Raw genomic sequence first — 15,825 nt, 5'->3', positions numbered from 1 at the left:
GCGGCGGGGAGGGCGGCGGCGGGGCCTCGGCCGTGGAGACGGCGCCCGCGATCTTGCCGTCGGCGCCGAGGAAGACCGGGCTGCCGCCGGGCACCAGGCCCAGTTCGTGGGCCCGGCGCTGGAGGGCGTCGGGGGCCGAGTAGCCGTCGACGTCGCGCTGGAGGGCCTGTTCCTCGTCGGTCAGCGCGGTGGTCTCCTTCTTCAGCTTGCTGAGCTGGAAGGAGCCCTCGTTCAGCGCGGAGTTCAGCAGCAGCAGGCTGATCAGCCCGCCGCCGAGGAGTGCCACGACCAGCAGGACGAACGGCATCCGGGCGGCCTGTCCCGGTGTGGTGCCGCCGGGCCGCGCGGCCGGGCCGCTGCCGAGCGCCCGGCCGATGCGGGCCGCCTGCCCGCGGGTCAGCGTGGCCACCTTGCCGGCCCTGCCGCCCCCGGAGCGGCCCGCCGGGGTCACAGCCGCGCCTCGCGGATACGCTCGACGCCGCGGCACCGGGCCGGGGCGGCCCGCCGGTTCTCGGCGATCTCCTCCTCGGTCGGCAGCTCGGCGCCGCGCGTCAGCAGCTTCAGCTTCGGCTGGTACTTCTCGGGCACCACCGGGAGGCCGGGCGGCGCGGTGGAGGCCGCGCCCGCCGCGAAGACCTGCTTGACGAGCCGGTCCTCCAGGGAGTGGTACGAGAGCACCGCGATCCGGCCGCCGACGGCGATCCGGTCCACCGCGGCGGGGATGGCCCGCTCCAGTCCGGAGAGCTCGCCGTTGACCTCGATGCGCAGGGCCTGGAAGGTCCGTTTGGCGGGGTTGCCGCCGGTGCGCTTGGCCGCCTGCGGGAGGGAGTCGCGGATCAGCTCGACGAGCCGGGCGCTGTTGGTGAAGGGTTCCTTGTCCCGCTCGCGGACGACCGCCGACACGATCCGCTTGGCCTGCTTCTCCTCGCCGTACTGGCGCAGGATCCGCACGAGCTCGCCCGGGGCGTAGGTGTTCAGGACCTCGGCGGCGCTGATGCCCGTGCTCTGGTCCATGCGCATGTCGAGGGGGGCGTCCTGCGCGTAGGCGAACCCGCGGTCGGCCTCGTCGAGCTGCATGGAGGACACGCCCAGGTCGAAGAGGATGCCCTGGACGGTGGGGATCCGCAGGCCGTCCAGTACCTCGGCCAGGTCGGCGTAGATCGCGTGGACGAGGGTGACCCGGTCGCCGAACGGCGCGAGGCGCTCGCCGGAGAGCCGCAGGGCCTCCTTGTCGCGGTCGAGGCCGATCAGGTGGGCCTCGGGGAACCGGGTGAGCAGGGCCTCGCTGTGGCCGCCGAGGCCGAGGGTGCAGTCGACGACGACGGCTCCCGGCCTCTCCAGCGCCGGGGCCAACAGGTCCAGGCACCGCTGGAGCATCACCGGGACATGTCGGGACTCGCTAGTCAAAGCGCCCTCTCAGATAACGGCGCGGCAGGCGTACGCCGCGCCGCGCACGCGGAGTTTTACCAGGGGGCCGGGCGGCCGCTGAGGGCCGGGCTCCGGCCGGTTCGCGTCACTTTAGTGCAACGGTCGCCACGGTCAACGAACCGCCCCGCGCCCGGTGCGCCCCTCTCCCGGTGAATCCGCAAAAGCCGCGAATCACCCGAACGGCGGCCTCCGCCCCACCCCTGTGGGTTAGCTCACAACAAGCCTCGTTGACCTTCTTTGTCCACCCTCACTCAATGCCTCACCGAGCTGTGACCACTAACGTCTTAACCATGACGACTTCCGCATCCCTGCCAGCCACCCCCGCTCCCCAGGCATCCGGCGTCGGTTCCGTCACCGATCGCCTGGTCGAGGCGAACCGCAAGTACGCCTCGGCGTTCTCGGATCCGGGCATGGACGCCCGCCCCGTCCTCCAGGTGGCCGTCGTGGCGTGCATGGACGCCCGCCTCGACCTGCACGCCGCCCTCGGCCTGGAACTGGGCGACTGCCACACCATCCGGAACGCGGGCGGGGTGGTCACGGACGACACCATCCGCTCCCTCACCATCAGCCAGCGGGCGCTGGGCACCCGCGCGGTGATACTCATCCACCACACCGGCTGTGGTCTCGAAAGCCTGACCGAGGACTTCCGGCACGAGCTGGAGGACGAGGTCGGCCAGCGCCCCGCCTGGGCCGTCGAGGCCTTCCGGGACGTCGACCAGGACGTCCGCCAGTCCATGCAGCGCGTCCGCACGAACCCCTTCCTGCTCTTCCGCGACGATGTGCGAGGCTTCGTCTTCGACGTGCACACCGGACTGCTCCGGGAGATCGATCCCGCCTCTTGAGTGACACAAGGCCGTAACGGCGTCAAGAATGCGGTGTGACGCCCCCCGGAAAACCTTCGGGGCCGGTGTCCGCGTTCAGGGGTGGGCCGGTACATGCGCCAACGGCGTCGGCCCTGGGAAAGGGCCGAGGAGAACCAGGTGACCACGTACGACGACCGAGCCAGCCTCGCGGATCTGACCAGCACGGCAGAGCGGGTCCGCCACTCGGTCGAGGGCGTGATCGAGGGCAAGCCCGAGGTCGTGCGCCTCGCGCTGACGGTGCTGCTCGCCGAGGGACACCTGCTGATCGAGGACGTCCCAGGCGTGGGCAAGACCATGCTGGCCAAGACGCTCGCCAAGTCCATCGACTGTTCGGTGCAGCGCATCCAGTTCACTCCGGACCTGCTGCCCTCCGACATCACCGGCGTCAGCATCTACGACCAGCAGCGCCGCGAGTTCGAGTTCAAGCCGGGCGCGATCTTCGCGCAGATCGTCATCGGTGACGAGATCAACCGCGCCTCCCCCAAGACCCAGTCCGCGCTGCTGGAGTCGATGGAGGAACGCCAGGTCACCATCGACGGCACCACCTACGCCCTGCCCAGTCCGTTCATGGTGGTCGCCACGCAGAACCCGGTGGAGATGGAGGGCACCTACCCGCTCCCCGAGGCGCAGCGCGACCGCTTCATGGCCCGTGTCTCCGTCGGCTACCCCAGCCCCGAGGCCGAGCTCCAGATGCTCGACGTGCACGGCGGGGTCTCCCCGCTCGACGACCTGACGGCCGTCGCGCACGCCCACGACATCGTCAAGCTGATCGAGGCCGTCCGCGAGGTGTACGTCGCCGCCCCGGTCCGCCGGTACGTGGTCGACCTGGTCTCCGCGACCCGCAGCCACCCGGACCTGCGCCTGGGCGCGTCCCCCCGCGCCACCCTGCACCTGCTGCGCGCCGTGAAGGCCTCCGCCGCCCTGGCCGGCCGGGAGTACGTCCTGCCCGACGACGTGCAGGCGCTGGCCGCCCCCGTCCTCGCGCACCGGCTGCTGCCCACGGCGCAGGCCCAGCTGAACCGGCGCACCGCCGAGCAGGTCGTCCACGACATCCTCCAGCGCACCCCCGTTCCCGCCGCGCACGCCCGCGGCGAGATGCCGCCCGGCGCGGGCATCCGGGGCTTCTGATGAGCGCCGGTGCCCAGCGCGGCGCCGGCGGGCTGCCGCGGGAGGCGGGTGGACTGCGGGCCTCGCTGGCCGGCCTGACCACCCGCGGCCGGTCGTTCCTGGCCGCCGGTGCCGCCGCGGCCGCGTGCGCGTACGTCCTGGGCCAGAGCCAGTTGCTGCGGGTCGGGCTGCTACTGGTCGTCCTCCCGCTGATCTGCGTGCTCGCCCTGCACCGCACCCGTCACCGGGTCTCCGGCAGCCGCCGGCTGACCCCCTCGCGGGTGCCCGCCGGGGGCGAGGCCCGGGTCCAGCTGCGGATGGAGAACGTCTCCCGCGTCCCGACCGGACTGCTCATGCTCCAGGACCGGGTGCCGTACGTGCTGGGGCCCCGTCCCCGGTTCGTCCTGGACCGGGTCGAGGCGGGCGGGCGGCGCGAGGTCTCGTACCGGGTGCGCTCCGACCTGCGCGGCCGCTACCCCCTGGGCCCGCTCCAACTGCGCCTGACCGACCCCTTCGGGTTGGTCGAGCTGACCCGCTCCTTCAGCGCCTACGACACCCTCACCGTCATCCCCCGCACCGAACCCCTGCCCCCGGTCCGCATGACCGGCGAGGCGAACGGCTACGGCGACGGCTCCCGCCGCTCGCTGGCCCTGGCCGGGGACGACGACGTGATCCCGCGCACCTACCGGCGCGGCGACGACCTGCGCCGGGTCCACTGGCGCTCCACCGCCCGCTACGGCGAGCTGATGGTGCGCCGCGAGGAACAGCCGCAGCGCAGCAAGGCCACCGTGCTGCTGGACACCCGGCACCTCGCGTACGAGGGCGCCGGCCCCGACTCCGCCTTCGAGTGGGCCGTTTCCGCGGCCGCCTCCACCCTGCTGCACGTGCTCGAACAGGGCTTCTCGGTACGGCTGCTGACCGACACCGGCGATTCCGCGGGCGGCGAGGGCGGCGGCTTCACCTCGGGCGGGCAGGAGTCCGCCGAGGCGGCCGGGCTGATGATGGACACCCTCGCCGTGGTCGGGCACTCCGACGGGTCCGGGCTCGCCGCAGCCCACGACGCCCTGCGCGGCGGCGCCGGTTTCGCCGCGTCCGGCGGGGACGGCCTGCTCATCGCGTTCTTCGGCGACCTGGACGAAGCACAGGCGGAAATGGCGGCGCGGATGCGCCAACGCAGCGGAGGCGCCGTGGCGTTCGTACTGGACTCGGCGACCTGGGCGGGAGAGCCCCCGCGGGTGGAGGACCGGCTGCGCCGGCTGCGGGACGCGGGCTGGACGGCGGTGTCCGTACCGCCCGGCGCCCCGTTCGGCGAGTTGTGGCGGCAGGCCGGGAACGCTCCGCTCGGTACGGGAACCTCCGGAGGCAGGGGATGAGCGGACGGGCGCGCGTGACGCTCTTCGGAATGCTGGCGACGCTGCTGACCTCCTGGTCACTGGCCCCGCTGGTGGAATCGTCCGGCTGGCTGCTCCAGGCGGCCGCGCTGCTGGGCGTGCAGGCGGCCGTCGGCGCCGGGGCGCGGCGGGTCCCGTTGGCCCGGTCGCTGACCGTGGCCGCCCAGCTGTTGGTGTCCCTGCTGCTACTGGCGTTCCTCTTCGCCGGGAAGGCCGAGTCCACCGGGTCCGGGCCGCTGGCCTTCCTCGTCACCGACTTCGGGGCCCTGTTCCAGCAGGGCGCCCGTGACGTCGCCGAGTTCGCGATCCCGGCCCCCACGACCGACGGCATCCGGCTGCTGCTGCTGTCCGGCGTCCTGTTGATCGGCCTGCTCGTCGACGTGCTCGCGGTGACCGTGCGCACCGCCGCCGCGGCCGGACTGCCGCTGCTGGCGCTGTACTCGGTGGCCGCCGGGCTGTCCGCAGGTCAGGGCGGCGCCTGGTTCGCGTTCGTGCTGGCCGGCGGCGGCTACCTGATGTTGCTGCTCTCCGAGGGCCGTGACCGCCTCGCCCAGTGGGGCCGGGTCTTCGGCGCGGCCCCCGGCGGGCGGGTGTCGGCCGCCTCCGGCTACGGGGGCGGGTCGGGCACCAAGGCGGTCGCCCCGGTGCGCACCGGACGCCGCATCGGCGTGGCCGCGCTGGGACTGGCGCTGGTCGCGCCGGCCATGCTGCCCGCGCTCGGCAGCGGCGTACTGGGCCCGCCCGGCGGTGACGACGGTTCGGGCGGCGGGACCGGCGGGACGATCTCGGCGGTGAACCCGCTGGTCTCGCTGCAGAGCAGCCTGAACGCGCAGGACAACCGGGTCGTCCTGCGGTACCGCACCGACAGCCCCCAGCTGGGCGAGCAGTACCTGCGGATCCTGGCGCTGGACGAGTTCAACGGGGTGAAGTGGGAGGCCTCCGGGCGCCCGCTGACGGACGTTCCCGAGCGGTTGCCGACCCCCACGGGGCTGAGCGAACGGGTCCGCGAGGGCGCGAGCGAGGTGCGCACCACCGTTTCGGCGGCGGACACCTACGCCCAGCGCTACCTGCCGATGCCGTACCCGGCGACGCAGGTGGACATCGGCGGCAAGTGGCGCTTCGAGCCGGCCGGCCGGACCCTGGTCGGTGACCAGCTGGGCAAGGACCGCTTCCAGAACGTGCAGGGCGCGCAGTACACCGTACGGAGCCTGCTGCTGCGGCCCACGGCGGCGCAGTTGCAGTCCGCCCCGGGCCCGAACCCCTTCGTGCGGGCGGAGTACACCAAACTGCCGGACAACCTGCCGCCGGTGGTGGCGGAGACGGCCCGGCGGGTCACCGCGGGGGCGAAGGACGACTACACGCGGGCGGTCAGGCTCCAGGACTTCTTCGCGGTGAACGGCGGCTTCCGTTACGACACGAAGGTGTCCTCGGGTACGGGTTCGCAGGCCATCGCGCGGTTCCTGAACGACAAGGAGGGCTTCTGCGTCCACTTCGCGTTCTCGATGGCTGCCATGTCGCGGACCCTCGGGATCCCGGCGCGGGTCGCGGTCGGGTTCACGCCGGGCGAGAAGCAGGCGGACGGCAGTGTCAACGTGTCGATGCGGGACGCGCACGCCTGGCCGGAGCTGTACTTCGAGGGCGTCGGCTGGACGCGCTTCGAGCCGACCCCCCGCGCGGGCATCTCGGTGCCGGACTACAGCCGCGCCGAGGCTCCGACCGTCCAGCCGTCGGCGCCGGCCGCGCTTCCGTCGCAGGCCGTCCCCCAGCCCTCGGCGGCGCCGTCGAAGGCCGACGAGTGCCCTGCGGAGCTGAGGAAGCTCGGCGAGTGCGGCGGTCCGGCGTTGGGCCAGGACACCGCGTCGGGTTCCGGTGGTCCTTCGGTCGGTGTGGTCCTCGGCTGGACGGGCGCGGCGCTGGCCGTACTGGCCCTGCCGCTGCTGCCGGTCCTGTGGCGCGGCCGGGTCCGGGCGCGCCGGCTGGGTTCGCGGGAGGTGCTGGACGCCTGGCGGGAGCTGGGTGACGCCGCCTGGGACGTGAACGTCCCACCGGACGAGGCGTTGTCGCCGCGGCGGGCCGCGGCCCGCGTCGTGACGCTGGGCAAGCTGGAGGCCGAGGCGGCCGCGGCCGTCCACCGGGTGGCGGACGCCGTCGAACGGGCGCTGTACGCGCCGCCCGGCGCCGACCTGTCCTACCCCGGCCTCGCCGACGACGTGCTGCTGGCACGGGCCGGCCTGCTGGCGGCCGCGGACCGGGCCGGACGGCTGCGGGCGCTGCTGCTGCCGCGATCGGCGGCCCGGGTGGCCTGGGCCGCGGCGGCCCGCTGGTCCGCGCTGTCGGAGCGGGTTACGGCCGTGTTCGGCCGCATCCGGATCCCGCTGCGCGGCCGGGGCTGAGGCGGGCCGACCGCCGGCCGGGCGGCGCCCGGAGGTACGTGCGCACGGAAAACGCCGGTGTGTCCGGGCTCGTTCCCCCCGAGCCCCGACACACCGGCGTTTCCCTTCCCAGGGTCCCCCGATCCCTGCCCGGCCAGGGGTCCGGCCCGCTCCGCGGCCCCGTGTCCGCGGTGCGGGCCGAAGCCCTGTCCGTCACCCCAGTCTGCTGTCCTCGCAGGTGGGAGCCATCCGTACGGGTACTCATTTCGGCACCTGGGTACGGATACTCAGTTCTACGTCCCGGACGCCCCCGGTGGGCACCGCCGACCGGGGGTTCCGGGCGGGGTCACCGGCTGCCGCTGACCCTGCCCCGCAGGAGCAGCGACAGCGCCGAGTGGACGTCGTCCAGCGAGCGTTCGCTCTGGAAGGCCTGCCAGTCCAACGCGGCCACCAGCACCATTCCGACCATCGCCGCCGCCGTCAGCGGGACGTCGATCTCGGAGCTGAGTTCGCCCCGTTCGACGCCCTCGCGCAGCACCGTCTCGACGACCGCGACGGCTTCCTGGCGGACCACCATCAGGGTGGACTGCCAGGCCCGGTTGGTCCGCCACAGTTCGGCGACGTAGAGCTGGGTGAAGGCCGGGTAGCGGTCGATGAAGACCAGGCCCGCGCGGATCATCCCGTCCAGCGCCTCGACGCGGCTGCCGCCGCGCGCCTCGGTCTCCTCCGCCGCGGCCCGCAGCGAGGCGGTGAGCAGCCCCACCCCGTGCCGCAGGAGCTCCTCGAAGAGGTCGGTCTTGCTCGCGAAGTTGTAGTAGACGGTGCCCTTGGCCACGCCCGCCCGCTCCGCGATCTCGTCGACCGTGGTCGCGGAGAACCCCTGTTCGGCGATCAGGGTGACGGCGGCTTCATAGAGCTTCTGCCGGGTGGCCCGGCGGCGGGCGCCGCCCGCGCCCGTACCGGTGCTGCTGCTTTCCATGGCGCTGATTCTCACAGGTCAACAGCCCCTTACAGGCTCAGTTCCGGGTGCAGCCGGTCCATCGTCCACACCTGCTTGCCGCGGGCGGCGAGCGCGGTGAGGGCCAGGGCCCCGACCGTGAAGGCCACCAGGACCGCGCCGCCCTGCCACACCGGGGTGAGATCGCCGCCGGTGATCAGGCGGCGCAGGCTCTCGACGACGTACGACATCGGCAGGAACGGGTGGATGGCGTTGAAGAAGCCCGGACTGGTCTGAACGGGGTACGTACCGCCCGCGGAGGTCAGCTGGAGCATCAGGACGGCCAGTACCAGGATGCGTCCGGCGGCGCCGAACTTGGCGTTCAGCCACTGGACGATCGCCGCGAAGCAGCCGGTGACCAGCAGCAGGAACCCGATGGTCAGGGCCGGGCGGGCCATCTCCAGGCCGAGGCCGGGGGCCCAGTGGAGCACCGACATCAACAGGCCCACCTGGGCGGCGCCGATCCCGACCACGGGCAGCCAGCCCGCGAGGGCGATCCGCCAGGGCGAGGCGCCCGTGGACAGGGCCCGCTTGTTCATCGGGGCGATGAGCATGTAGGCGACCATCGCGCCGACCCAGAGGGACAGCGGGATGAAGTACGGGGCGAAGCCGGTGCCGTAGTTGGGTGCCTTGTGCAGGGACTGGTTGGCGAGCCGGATGGGGTCGGCCATGACCTGGGTGCGGGCGTCGCGCGCCTGCTGGTCGTAGTCCGGGATCTTGCCGGCGCCGTCGTGCAGGCCGCCGGCGAGCTCGCCGGAGCCGTCGACCAGCTTGTACATGCCGCCGTCGAGGGTGTGCGCGCCGTCGCCGAGCTTGCCGACGCCCTCGTTGATGGCGCCGGAGCCCTTCATGGCGCTGCCGATGCCGGTGTGCAGCTGGCCCATGCCCGAGGAGACCTTCTGGGCGCCGCTGTTGAGGGCGTTGACCTTGGTGACGGCCTGGTCGAGGTCGGAGGCGAGGGAGGGCGCCTTGTCGACGAGCTCGCGCGCCTTGTTCTCCAGGTCGGCGAGCTGACCGCGGAGCTTGCCGAGGTCGGTGCCGGCGGCCTGGGCGACCTTGTTGGCGTCCGCGGCGGCCGCCGCGCCCTCGGAGACGTCGTCCTTGACCTTCTTCAGGTCGGGGCAGGACGCCAGGTGCGGCTCCGCCCCGGGCGTGACGCAGTGGTCGGTGTAGTACTTGTCCGCGCCGGTCTGGGCCCGCTTGGTGACGGTGGCGGCGACGGGGGCCGCCTTCATGAACGTGTCGAGGTGCTCCCTGACCACCTTGGCGGAGTCGGCGACGAGCGCCGCGTTGGCCGCGAGGGACTTCGGGTCGCTGACGAAGGGCTTGGCCTTGGCGGCCGCGCCGTTGACCTTGTCGGCGAGGATCTGGGTGCCGGCGGCGAGGTCCTTCGCGCCGGTCTCCAGTTGGCCGGCGGACGTGTTGAGCTTCTTCAGCCCGCCGTTGAGCTCGCCGGTCTTCTCCTTGGCCGTGTCGAGGCCGTCGGCGAGGTCCTTGGCGCCCTTCTGCGCCTTGCCCGCGCCGTCCTTCAGCTTGTCGGCGCCGTCGGCGGCCTCGGCCGTCTTGTCGTGCAGGTCGGAGAAGTTGACGAAGATCTTGTCGAGGAAGCCGCGGGAGGCGTTGGTGGACGCGGCGGAGCGGACCTCGGAGAAGACCGTCTTGGAGATCGAGCCGACGATGTAGTTGTTCGCGTCGTTCGTGCGGACCTGGAGGGCGCCGGTGGCCGGGTCGTCGCCCGAGCTGGAGGCGATCTTCGCGCTGAAGTCCGCGGGCATGGTCAGGGACAGGTAGTACTTCCCGTCCTCCAGGCCCTTCGCCGCCTCGGCGGCACTGACCTCGCGCCAGTCGAAGGTCTTGCTGTCGTGCAGCTTCTTGGTGATCTCGTCACCGGCCTCGACCCGCTTGCCGTCCACGGTGGCGCCCTTGTCGGCGTTGACCAGGGCGACGGGAACCTTGTCGAGACGGCTGTACGGGTCCCAGAAGGACCAGAGGTACAGGGCTCCGTACAGCAGCGGCAGCAGGAGCAGCGCGACGAGCGCGGCACGGGGCAGCTTCCCCCGCCCGAACCGCTTCAGCTCAAGCGCGGCCAGCTTCGGCGATCGCATCGTCCGCCGCTCCCTTCGGGTCGTGGTGGGTGGTGGTGGCGGTGGCGGTCTCGGTGGCCGTGTCGTCGGCCGTGTCGTCAGCCGTGTCGTCGGCGGTGTCGTCGGCGGTCTCCGAAGCCGTGTCCGCGGGCGCGTCCGTTTGGGCCTCGGCCTCGACCTCGGCCGGGGCGTCGTCCGTGTCGTTGTCCGGGGTCGACTTCCGGGCGGCGGGCGCGTCCGGTGCGGACGCGGCTCCGTCGGAAAGGCCCCAGGTGATCTTCGGACCGGCGCCCCGGGAGGCGGCGGGGGCGGGGTTCGCGGCCCCGTTCCCGGCCGGCTCGGCGGCCTTCGCCCGGGTCTCCGCCTTCGCCGCAGCCGCGGGCTCCGGCGCGGCCGGCACCGTGCGCAGCACCGTCACGTCCTCCGGGGCCTCGCTGCACACCGCGAGGACCGTGGTCCCCCGGGCGGCGATGGACCGCAGCAGGTCCCAGACGTCGACGCGCTCGGCGTCCGAGAGCTTGAGGTCCAGGTCGTCGAGGGCCAGCAGACGGGGGCCGCCCAGCAGGGCGATGGCCACGGACAGCCGGACGGCCTCCAGCCGCTCCAGGTCGCGCACCGAGGTGCGCGGCCCCTTGGGGAGGGTGTCCAGGTCCAGTCCGACCGCGGTCAGGGCCTCCTCGATCCGGGCCTTGGTCCCGGCCCGGCGCTCGCCGCGCGGGCGCAGCAGGGCGCGTACGGGACCGGTGTAGTGCCGCTGGAGGAGGGCGCCCTCGCGCAGCTGCTCGGCGACGGTGAGCGCCTGGTCGAGGTCGTTGACCCCGGGGACCGGGCCCAGGGCGCAGATCCGGCGGACCGCGGCCATCTTCTTCGGCAGCCGGTGGCGGCCGATCTCGGCGTGGCCCTCGGTGGCCTTCATCCGTCCGGTGAGGGCCAGGAGCAGGCAGGTGCGGCCGCTGCCGGAGGGCCCTTCGAGTGCGATGAGCGAGCCGGGCGCCGCGTCGACGCCCACGCCCCGGAAGGCCCAGCCGCGCGGGCCCTTGAGTCCGAAGTCCTCGGCCTTGACGGCCGCGCCGTGCGGGCTGTCCACGCCGTCCCCCTTCATTTGAACTGACCGGTCAGTTCAAAAACTATCAGGTTCAGGGCCAAGGGCCGCACATGAGGGGGGCTTTGGGGGCATAAGCGCAGGTCAGGACGATTGTCAGTGGGGGCCGTCACGATGGAGGAGCACGTGCGCACCGCGCGCGTACCCGCACCACCGCCGAGCACCACGCAACGACAGGAGGTTCGTCATGGCCACACCGTCCCCGTCCCCTGTCCACCCCGTCCCGCGCAGGTCGGCCGCACCACCGGCCGCCCTGGACCTGCTCGCCAAGGCCCGCAGCGGCCTGGCCGAGGCGGCCCTGCTGCCCCGGTCCAACGAGCGGTACGCCACCGCCCACCTCGCGGCACTGCGTGCCGCCGCGGCGGTACTCGCCGCGCGCGGGCGCCCCGAGCCGGTCCACCCGCGGCGCAGGCCCCGGATCCGCAGCGCGTGGGAGGTGCTCCCGGAGATAGCGCCGGAGCTGACGGAGTGGAGCGCCCTGTTCGCCTCCGGCGCGGCGCGCCGGGCGCGGGCCGAGGCCGGGATACGGGACGCGGCGACCGGCCGTCAGGCGGACGACCTGGTGCGGGAGGCGGGCATGTTCCTGCGACTGGTCGAGCGGATGCTCGCGCTGCAGCCCGTGGCGCAGGCCCTGCCGCTGCCGAGGACACCGGGACCGGAGCGTCCGGAGGCGGGATGACCTGCCCGGCTGTCCGAGGCCATAGGGTGGGGACCGCACTGCTCCCCCACCCAAACGCGCCGAGGAGTCATCAGCCGTGTCGGACAATTCCCGCCCCCGCGCCTCCCTCCGCACCGCCGTGGTGTGGGAGGTCCTCAGGGAGGCCCTCGACCGCCGGGTGAAGGCGACCGGGCGGGACGTGCTGGACGTACTGGACACCGGCGGCGGCACCGGCAAGTTCGCCGTGCCGGTGGCCCACCTGGGCCACCGGGTGACCGTGGTAGACCCCAGCCCGAACGCGCTGTTCGGGTTGGAGCGCCGGGTCTCCGAGGCCGGCGTCGCCGATCTGGTGCGCGGCGTCCAGGGCGATGCGCAGGGCCTGCTCGACGTGGTCGAGCGCGGCGCGTACGACGTCGTGCTCTGCCACGGGGTGCTGGAGTACGTGGACGACCCGGCCGAGGGCGTGGCCAATGCGGTCGCGGCCCTGCGCCCCGGCGGCGTCCTCAGCGTGCTCGGCTCCGGCGTCGGCGGGGCCGTGCTCGCCCGGGCGCTGGCGGGGCACTTCACCGAGGCCCGTACCGCGCTCACCGACCCGGCCGGGCGCTGGGGCTCCGGCGACCCGGTGCCGCGCCGCTTCACCGCCGAGCAGCTCGGCGAGCTGGTCGGCGGAGCCGGCCTCGCCGTCGGCGCGGTGCACGGCGTGCGGATCTTCGCCGACCTGGTCCCCGGCGTCCTGGTGGACACCGAACCCGGTGCGGTGGAGGCGCTGCTGCGTCTGGAGGAGGCCGCGGCCGAGCTCCCCGCCTTCCACGCGGTCGCCACGCAACTGCACGTCCTGGGCGAGAAGCCCGCCTGATCTGCGGGCATGCGGGGACGGCCTCGGCCGCACACCCTCCCATCCGGCGCTCCTCCCCGTATGATCGGAAGCACCGGTCGGCATGGCGGACTGCTCATTGGGGAATAAGCGCCTCAGTGACCGCGCTGGCGACGGTACGGTTTGACACACAGATTTGACACCGTGCTTTACCGGCACGGTGGATTCGCAGAATGTGGCGTAGAGGGCGGGTGTCACGGGGGCGATTCCCCGCCTATCCTGAAGGGGACCCCTGGTCGCTACCCCCGCGACCGACGGATGAGGAGGACTCCCGTGCCGCTCTCGGAGCACGAGCAGCGAATGCTCGAGCAGATGGAGCGAGCGCTGTACGCCGAAGACCCCAAGTTCGCGACAGCGCTTGAGGGTAGTGGACTGCGCACGTACACCCGGCGACGGGTCTACCAGGCAGTCGCAGGCATTGTGGTGGGTATCGCGCTCCTCATGACCGGTGTGATCGTGCCGAACGTGCTCTGGATCAGCGTGGTGGGTTTCCTCGTCATGCTGGGATGTACGGTCCTCGTGGTCACCGGTTGGCGCAAGGCACCCAAGCCTGGCGAGCAGCCCGTCTCCGGAAGTGCAGACGGCTCGGCCCACGGCCGCAGCCGACAGCGTCGGTCGATGATGACCCGGATCGAGGAACGGTGGCAGCGCCGCCGTGACGAACAGGGGCAGTAGCCCCACGACGACTCATGACCGAGGGGACGGCCGCCCGATGGCGGCCGTCCCCTCGGCCGTCCCCCCGAGCCGTGTGCGGCCCTGTGCGGTGAAGCCCGTCGCGTCCTGCGCCTGCCGGGGTGGGCCGCCTGCGTCATGATGACCGGGTGAGTGTGCTCCCCCTGGTCTTCACCAGCGGCTGGGCCAGCGGGATCAACGCGTACGCCGTGATCCTCCTGCTCGGCATCTTCGGCGCGACCGGACTGAGCGACGACGTCCCCGCCTCGCTGCAACGCCCCGACGTCCTGATCGCGGCGGCCGTCCTGTTCCTCTGCGAGGCCGTGGCCGACAAGATCCCCTACGTGGACTCGCTCTGGGACTCGGTACACACGGTCATCCGACCGCTGTCCGGGGCCGTGGTCGGCGCCCTGCTGGCGGGACAGACCGGCTCCCTGTCGGACATCGCCGCAGGCGCGGTCGGCGGCTCCACCGCGTTGGCCAGCCATTTCGTCAAGGCCGGCACCCGGATGGCCATCAACACCTCACCGGAGCCCGTCAGCAACATCGTGATGAGCACGGCCGAGGACCTCGGCGTCGGCGCGATCATCACCTTCGCCATGTTCAACCCCCAGGCCGCCGCGATCATCGCGGCCGTCCTGCTGGTCGCCGGCCTGGCGACGGTGTTCTACCTGTGGACCCGGATCCGCCGATTCCTGCGCCGGCGCGCCCAGCGCCGCGAGGAGAGACGGCTCGGCGCCGAAGTCCGCGCGGCCACCGGGGCACCACCGGATCGGCCCCCCGACCTCCCTCGATAGGCTCAGCCCATGGCACGAATTGCGGTGATCGGCGCCGGGATGGGCGCGATGGCGACGGCGGCCCGGCTGGCCGTGGCGGGGCACCGGGTCACGGTCCACGAACGCGGACCCGACTACGGGGGCTCCGTCGGGCGCCACAGGCGCGACGGCTTCGCCTTCGACACCGGCCCCGGGCTGCTGCACCTGCCCGCCGTCTACCGCGACCTGTTCATCAAGACCGGCAAGCGGCCCCTGGAGGACCACGTCGACCTGGTCCAGCTGGACCCGGCCGTCCGGCACGTCCTCGGCGAAGGCCCCGGCGCCACCACCGTCACCCTCCCCGGCAACTCGCGGGGCGGGGTCGCCGCCGCGTTGGACGAGGCCTTCGGCCGGGGCGCGGGCGAGCGCTGGAACGCCGTGCTGGGCCGCGCCCGCGACACCTGGGACGCCACCCGCCGCCCCCTGCTGGAGGAGCCGTTGCGCCCCGACTGGCAGGCGCTCGGCCGTGACCCGTACCCGGCGCTGCGCGGGAGCGGTCTGCTGCGGCGCCGCCCGCCGACCCTGGCCGAGGTGGCCGGGCGCGAGCTGGGCGGCGGGCTCGCCGAGCTGCTGACCGCCCGGGTCGAGGCGTACGGCATCGATCCCGGCACCGCCCCCGCCTCCGCCGCCGCGCTGCCGTACATGGAGCAGACCTTCGGCAGCTGGTACGTCCGGGGCGGCCTGCGCGCCCTGGCGACCGCCGTCCACGAGCGCTGCCTGGAACGCAAGGTGGAGTTCGTCTTCGACTCGGGCGTACGGGACGTCCTGACGCGGGACGGCCGGGCCGCCGGGCTGCTGCTCGACGACGGCACCGAGGAGGAGGCCGACCTGGTCGTCTGCGGCATCGACCCGAGGCAGCTGCCGCCCGGCTCCCCCGCCTGGGCCCCGGACGCGGTTCCGGCCCGGGGCGCCGGGGTACCCAGCCGGGTCACCCTGATGCTCGCCCTGCGCGGGGCCCGTCCGGCGGACGCCGTGCACCGCACGCTGGTGCACCGCGACGGGGCCCACCGGCCCGGCTCCGGCGCGGGGCCGGTCACCGTCCTGCGTCCCGACGACCCGACGACCCGGCCCGACGCGGACCACGAGGCCGTCACCGTGAGCGCCGTGTGCGACCCGCGGGCACCGCAGGGCGTCCCCGGGGTTCAGGAGCTGCTCGCGGCGGCCGAACGGGCGGTTCCGGGGCTGCGGGAGAGGCTGCTGTGGCACGAGGTGCGCACCCCGGCCGATGTGGAGGCGGCGACCGGCGCCCTCGGCGGGGCCGTGCCCCCGCCGGCCCTCGCGGGGGCGGGCGGCCGGCTGCTCTACCCGGCGAACACGACGGCCCTGCCCGGGTTCTACCTCGCGGGCGGCTGGGCCCACCCGGGCGGCGGGCTCGCGCACGCCGGGATGACCGGGGCCCTGGTGGCCGGGCTGATCGTGGAGGGGGCCCGGTTCCGGGGGTCGCAGTGACCCCGGAACCGGG

General features: G+C 73.5%; 14 protein-coding genes. 9 read left to right on the top strand and 5 right to left on the bottom strand.

Annotated elements, in window-relative coordinates; all coding sequences use genetic code 11:
• Both NOD94_RS06065 and rsmH read right to left on the bottom strand, forming a co-directional pair.
• A partial coding sequence (locus NOD94_RS06065; RefSeq protein ID WP_281204670.1) for a hypothetical protein occupies window positions 1-376 on the bottom strand: 376 nt, incomplete at its 3' end.
• A gap of 71 nt (window positions 377-447) precedes the next feature.
• Window positions 448-1,407 (bottom strand): 16S rRNA (cytosine(1402)-N(4))-methyltransferase RsmH, encoded by a 960-nt coding sequence (rsmH, locus tag NOD94_RS06060; RefSeq protein ID WP_281204660.1) that lies wholly within the window; start codon window positions 1,405-1,407, stop codon window positions 448-450.
• Window positions 1,408-1,718: 311 nt separating this feature from the next.
• Between rsmH and NOD94_RS06055 the strand changes: the two genes are divergently transcribed.
• From NOD94_RS06055 to NOD94_RS06040, 4 genes are all read left to right on the top strand, one after another.
• Window positions 1,719-2,270 (top strand): carbonic anhydrase, encoded by a 552-nt coding sequence (locus NOD94_RS06055; protein WP_281204659.1) that lies wholly within the window; start codon window positions 1,719-1,721, stop codon window positions 2,268-2,270.
• A gap of 138 nt (window positions 2,271-2,408) precedes the next feature.
• The gene (locus NOD94_RS06050) at window positions 2,409-3,419 is read left to right on the top strand and encodes a MoxR family ATPase (RefSeq protein WP_281204658.1); all 1,011 of its coding nucleotides are present in this window, start codon (window positions 2,409-2,411) and stop codon (window positions 3,417-3,419) included.
• A complete protein-coding gene (locus NOD94_RS06045) occupies window positions 3,419-4,771 on the top strand; it encodes a DUF58 domain-containing protein (RefSeq protein WP_281204657.1) in 1,353 nt (450 codons plus the stop codon). Before NOD94_RS06050 ends, NOD94_RS06045 begins: the two co-directional genes overlap by 1 nt.
• A 14-nt stretch (window positions 4,772-4,785) precedes the next feature.
• Complete coding sequence (locus tag NOD94_RS06040) at window positions 4,786-7,182, top strand: DUF3488 and transglutaminase-like domain-containing protein (protein WP_281204656.1); 2,397 nt, start codon at window positions 4,786-4,788, stop codon at window positions 7,180-7,182.
• A 325-nt stretch (window positions 7,183-7,507) separates the two neighbouring features.
• Here the strand turns inward: NOD94_RS06040 and NOD94_RS06035 are convergent, their stop codons facing one another.
• The 3 genes from NOD94_RS06035 to NOD94_RS06025 are packed head-to-tail and all read right to left on the bottom strand — an operon-like array spanning window position 7,508 to window position 11,344.
• Entirely contained in the window at window positions 7,508-8,140 is a 633-nt protein-coding gene (locus tag NOD94_RS06035) for a TetR/AcrR family transcriptional regulator (protein WP_281204655.1), read from the bottom strand.
• A 29-nt stretch (window positions 8,141-8,169) separates the two neighbouring features.
• Window positions 8,170-10,263 (bottom strand): YhgE/Pip domain-containing protein, encoded by a 2,094-nt coding sequence (locus NOD94_RS06030; RefSeq protein ID WP_281204654.1) that lies wholly within the window; start codon window positions 10,261-10,263, stop codon window positions 8,170-8,172.
• On the bottom strand, window positions 10,235-11,344 hold the full coding sequence (locus NOD94_RS06025) for an ATP-binding cassette domain-containing protein (RefSeq protein WP_281204653.1): 1,110 nt from the start codon (window positions 11,342-11,344) through the stop codon (window positions 10,235-10,237). The genes NOD94_RS06030 and NOD94_RS06025 overlap by 29 nt, the downstream gene beginning before the upstream one ends.
• A 187-nt stretch (window positions 11,345-11,531) precedes the next feature.
• On the opposite strand from NOD94_RS06025, the gene NOD94_RS06020 reads away from it, so the two are divergent.
• From NOD94_RS06020 to NOD94_RS06000, 5 genes are all read left to right on the top strand, one after another.
• Window positions 11,532-12,023: an SAV_6107 family HEPN domain-containing protein gene (locus NOD94_RS06020; RefSeq protein ID WP_281204652.1), complete on the top strand. Its 492-nt coding sequence runs from the start codon at window positions 11,532-11,534 to the stop codon at window positions 12,021-12,023.
• Between the two features lie 76 nt (window positions 12,024-12,099).
• On the top strand, window positions 12,100-12,858 hold the full coding sequence (locus tag NOD94_RS06015; protein WP_281204651.1) for a methyltransferase: 759 nt from the start codon (window positions 12,100-12,102) through the stop codon (window positions 12,856-12,858).
• Window positions 12,859-13,149: 291 nt separating this feature from the next.
• On the top strand, window positions 13,150-13,551 hold the full coding sequence (locus tag NOD94_RS06010) for a DUF3040 domain-containing protein (protein ID WP_281204650.1): 402 nt from the start codon (window positions 13,150-13,152) through the stop codon (window positions 13,549-13,551).
• A gap of 146 nt (window positions 13,552-13,697) precedes the next feature.
• Window positions 13,698-14,345: a DUF4126 domain-containing protein gene (locus NOD94_RS06005; protein WP_281204649.1), complete on the top strand. Its 648-nt coding sequence runs from the start codon at window positions 13,698-13,700 to the stop codon at window positions 14,343-14,345.
• Window positions 14,346-14,354: 9 nt separating this feature from the next.
• A complete protein-coding gene (locus tag NOD94_RS06000) occupies window positions 14,355-15,812 on the top strand; it encodes an NAD(P)/FAD-dependent oxidoreductase (protein ID WP_281204648.1) in 1,458 nt (485 codons plus the stop codon).
• The last annotated feature ends 13 nt before the right edge of the window (window positions 15,813-15,825 follow it).

The organism is Streptomyces sp. Isolate_45 (assembly GCF_024721315.2).
GTDB lineage: Bacteria > Actinomycetota > Actinomycetes > Streptomycetales > Streptomycetaceae > Streptomyces.
This window is presented reverse-complemented; position numbering and strand designations above follow the sequence as displayed.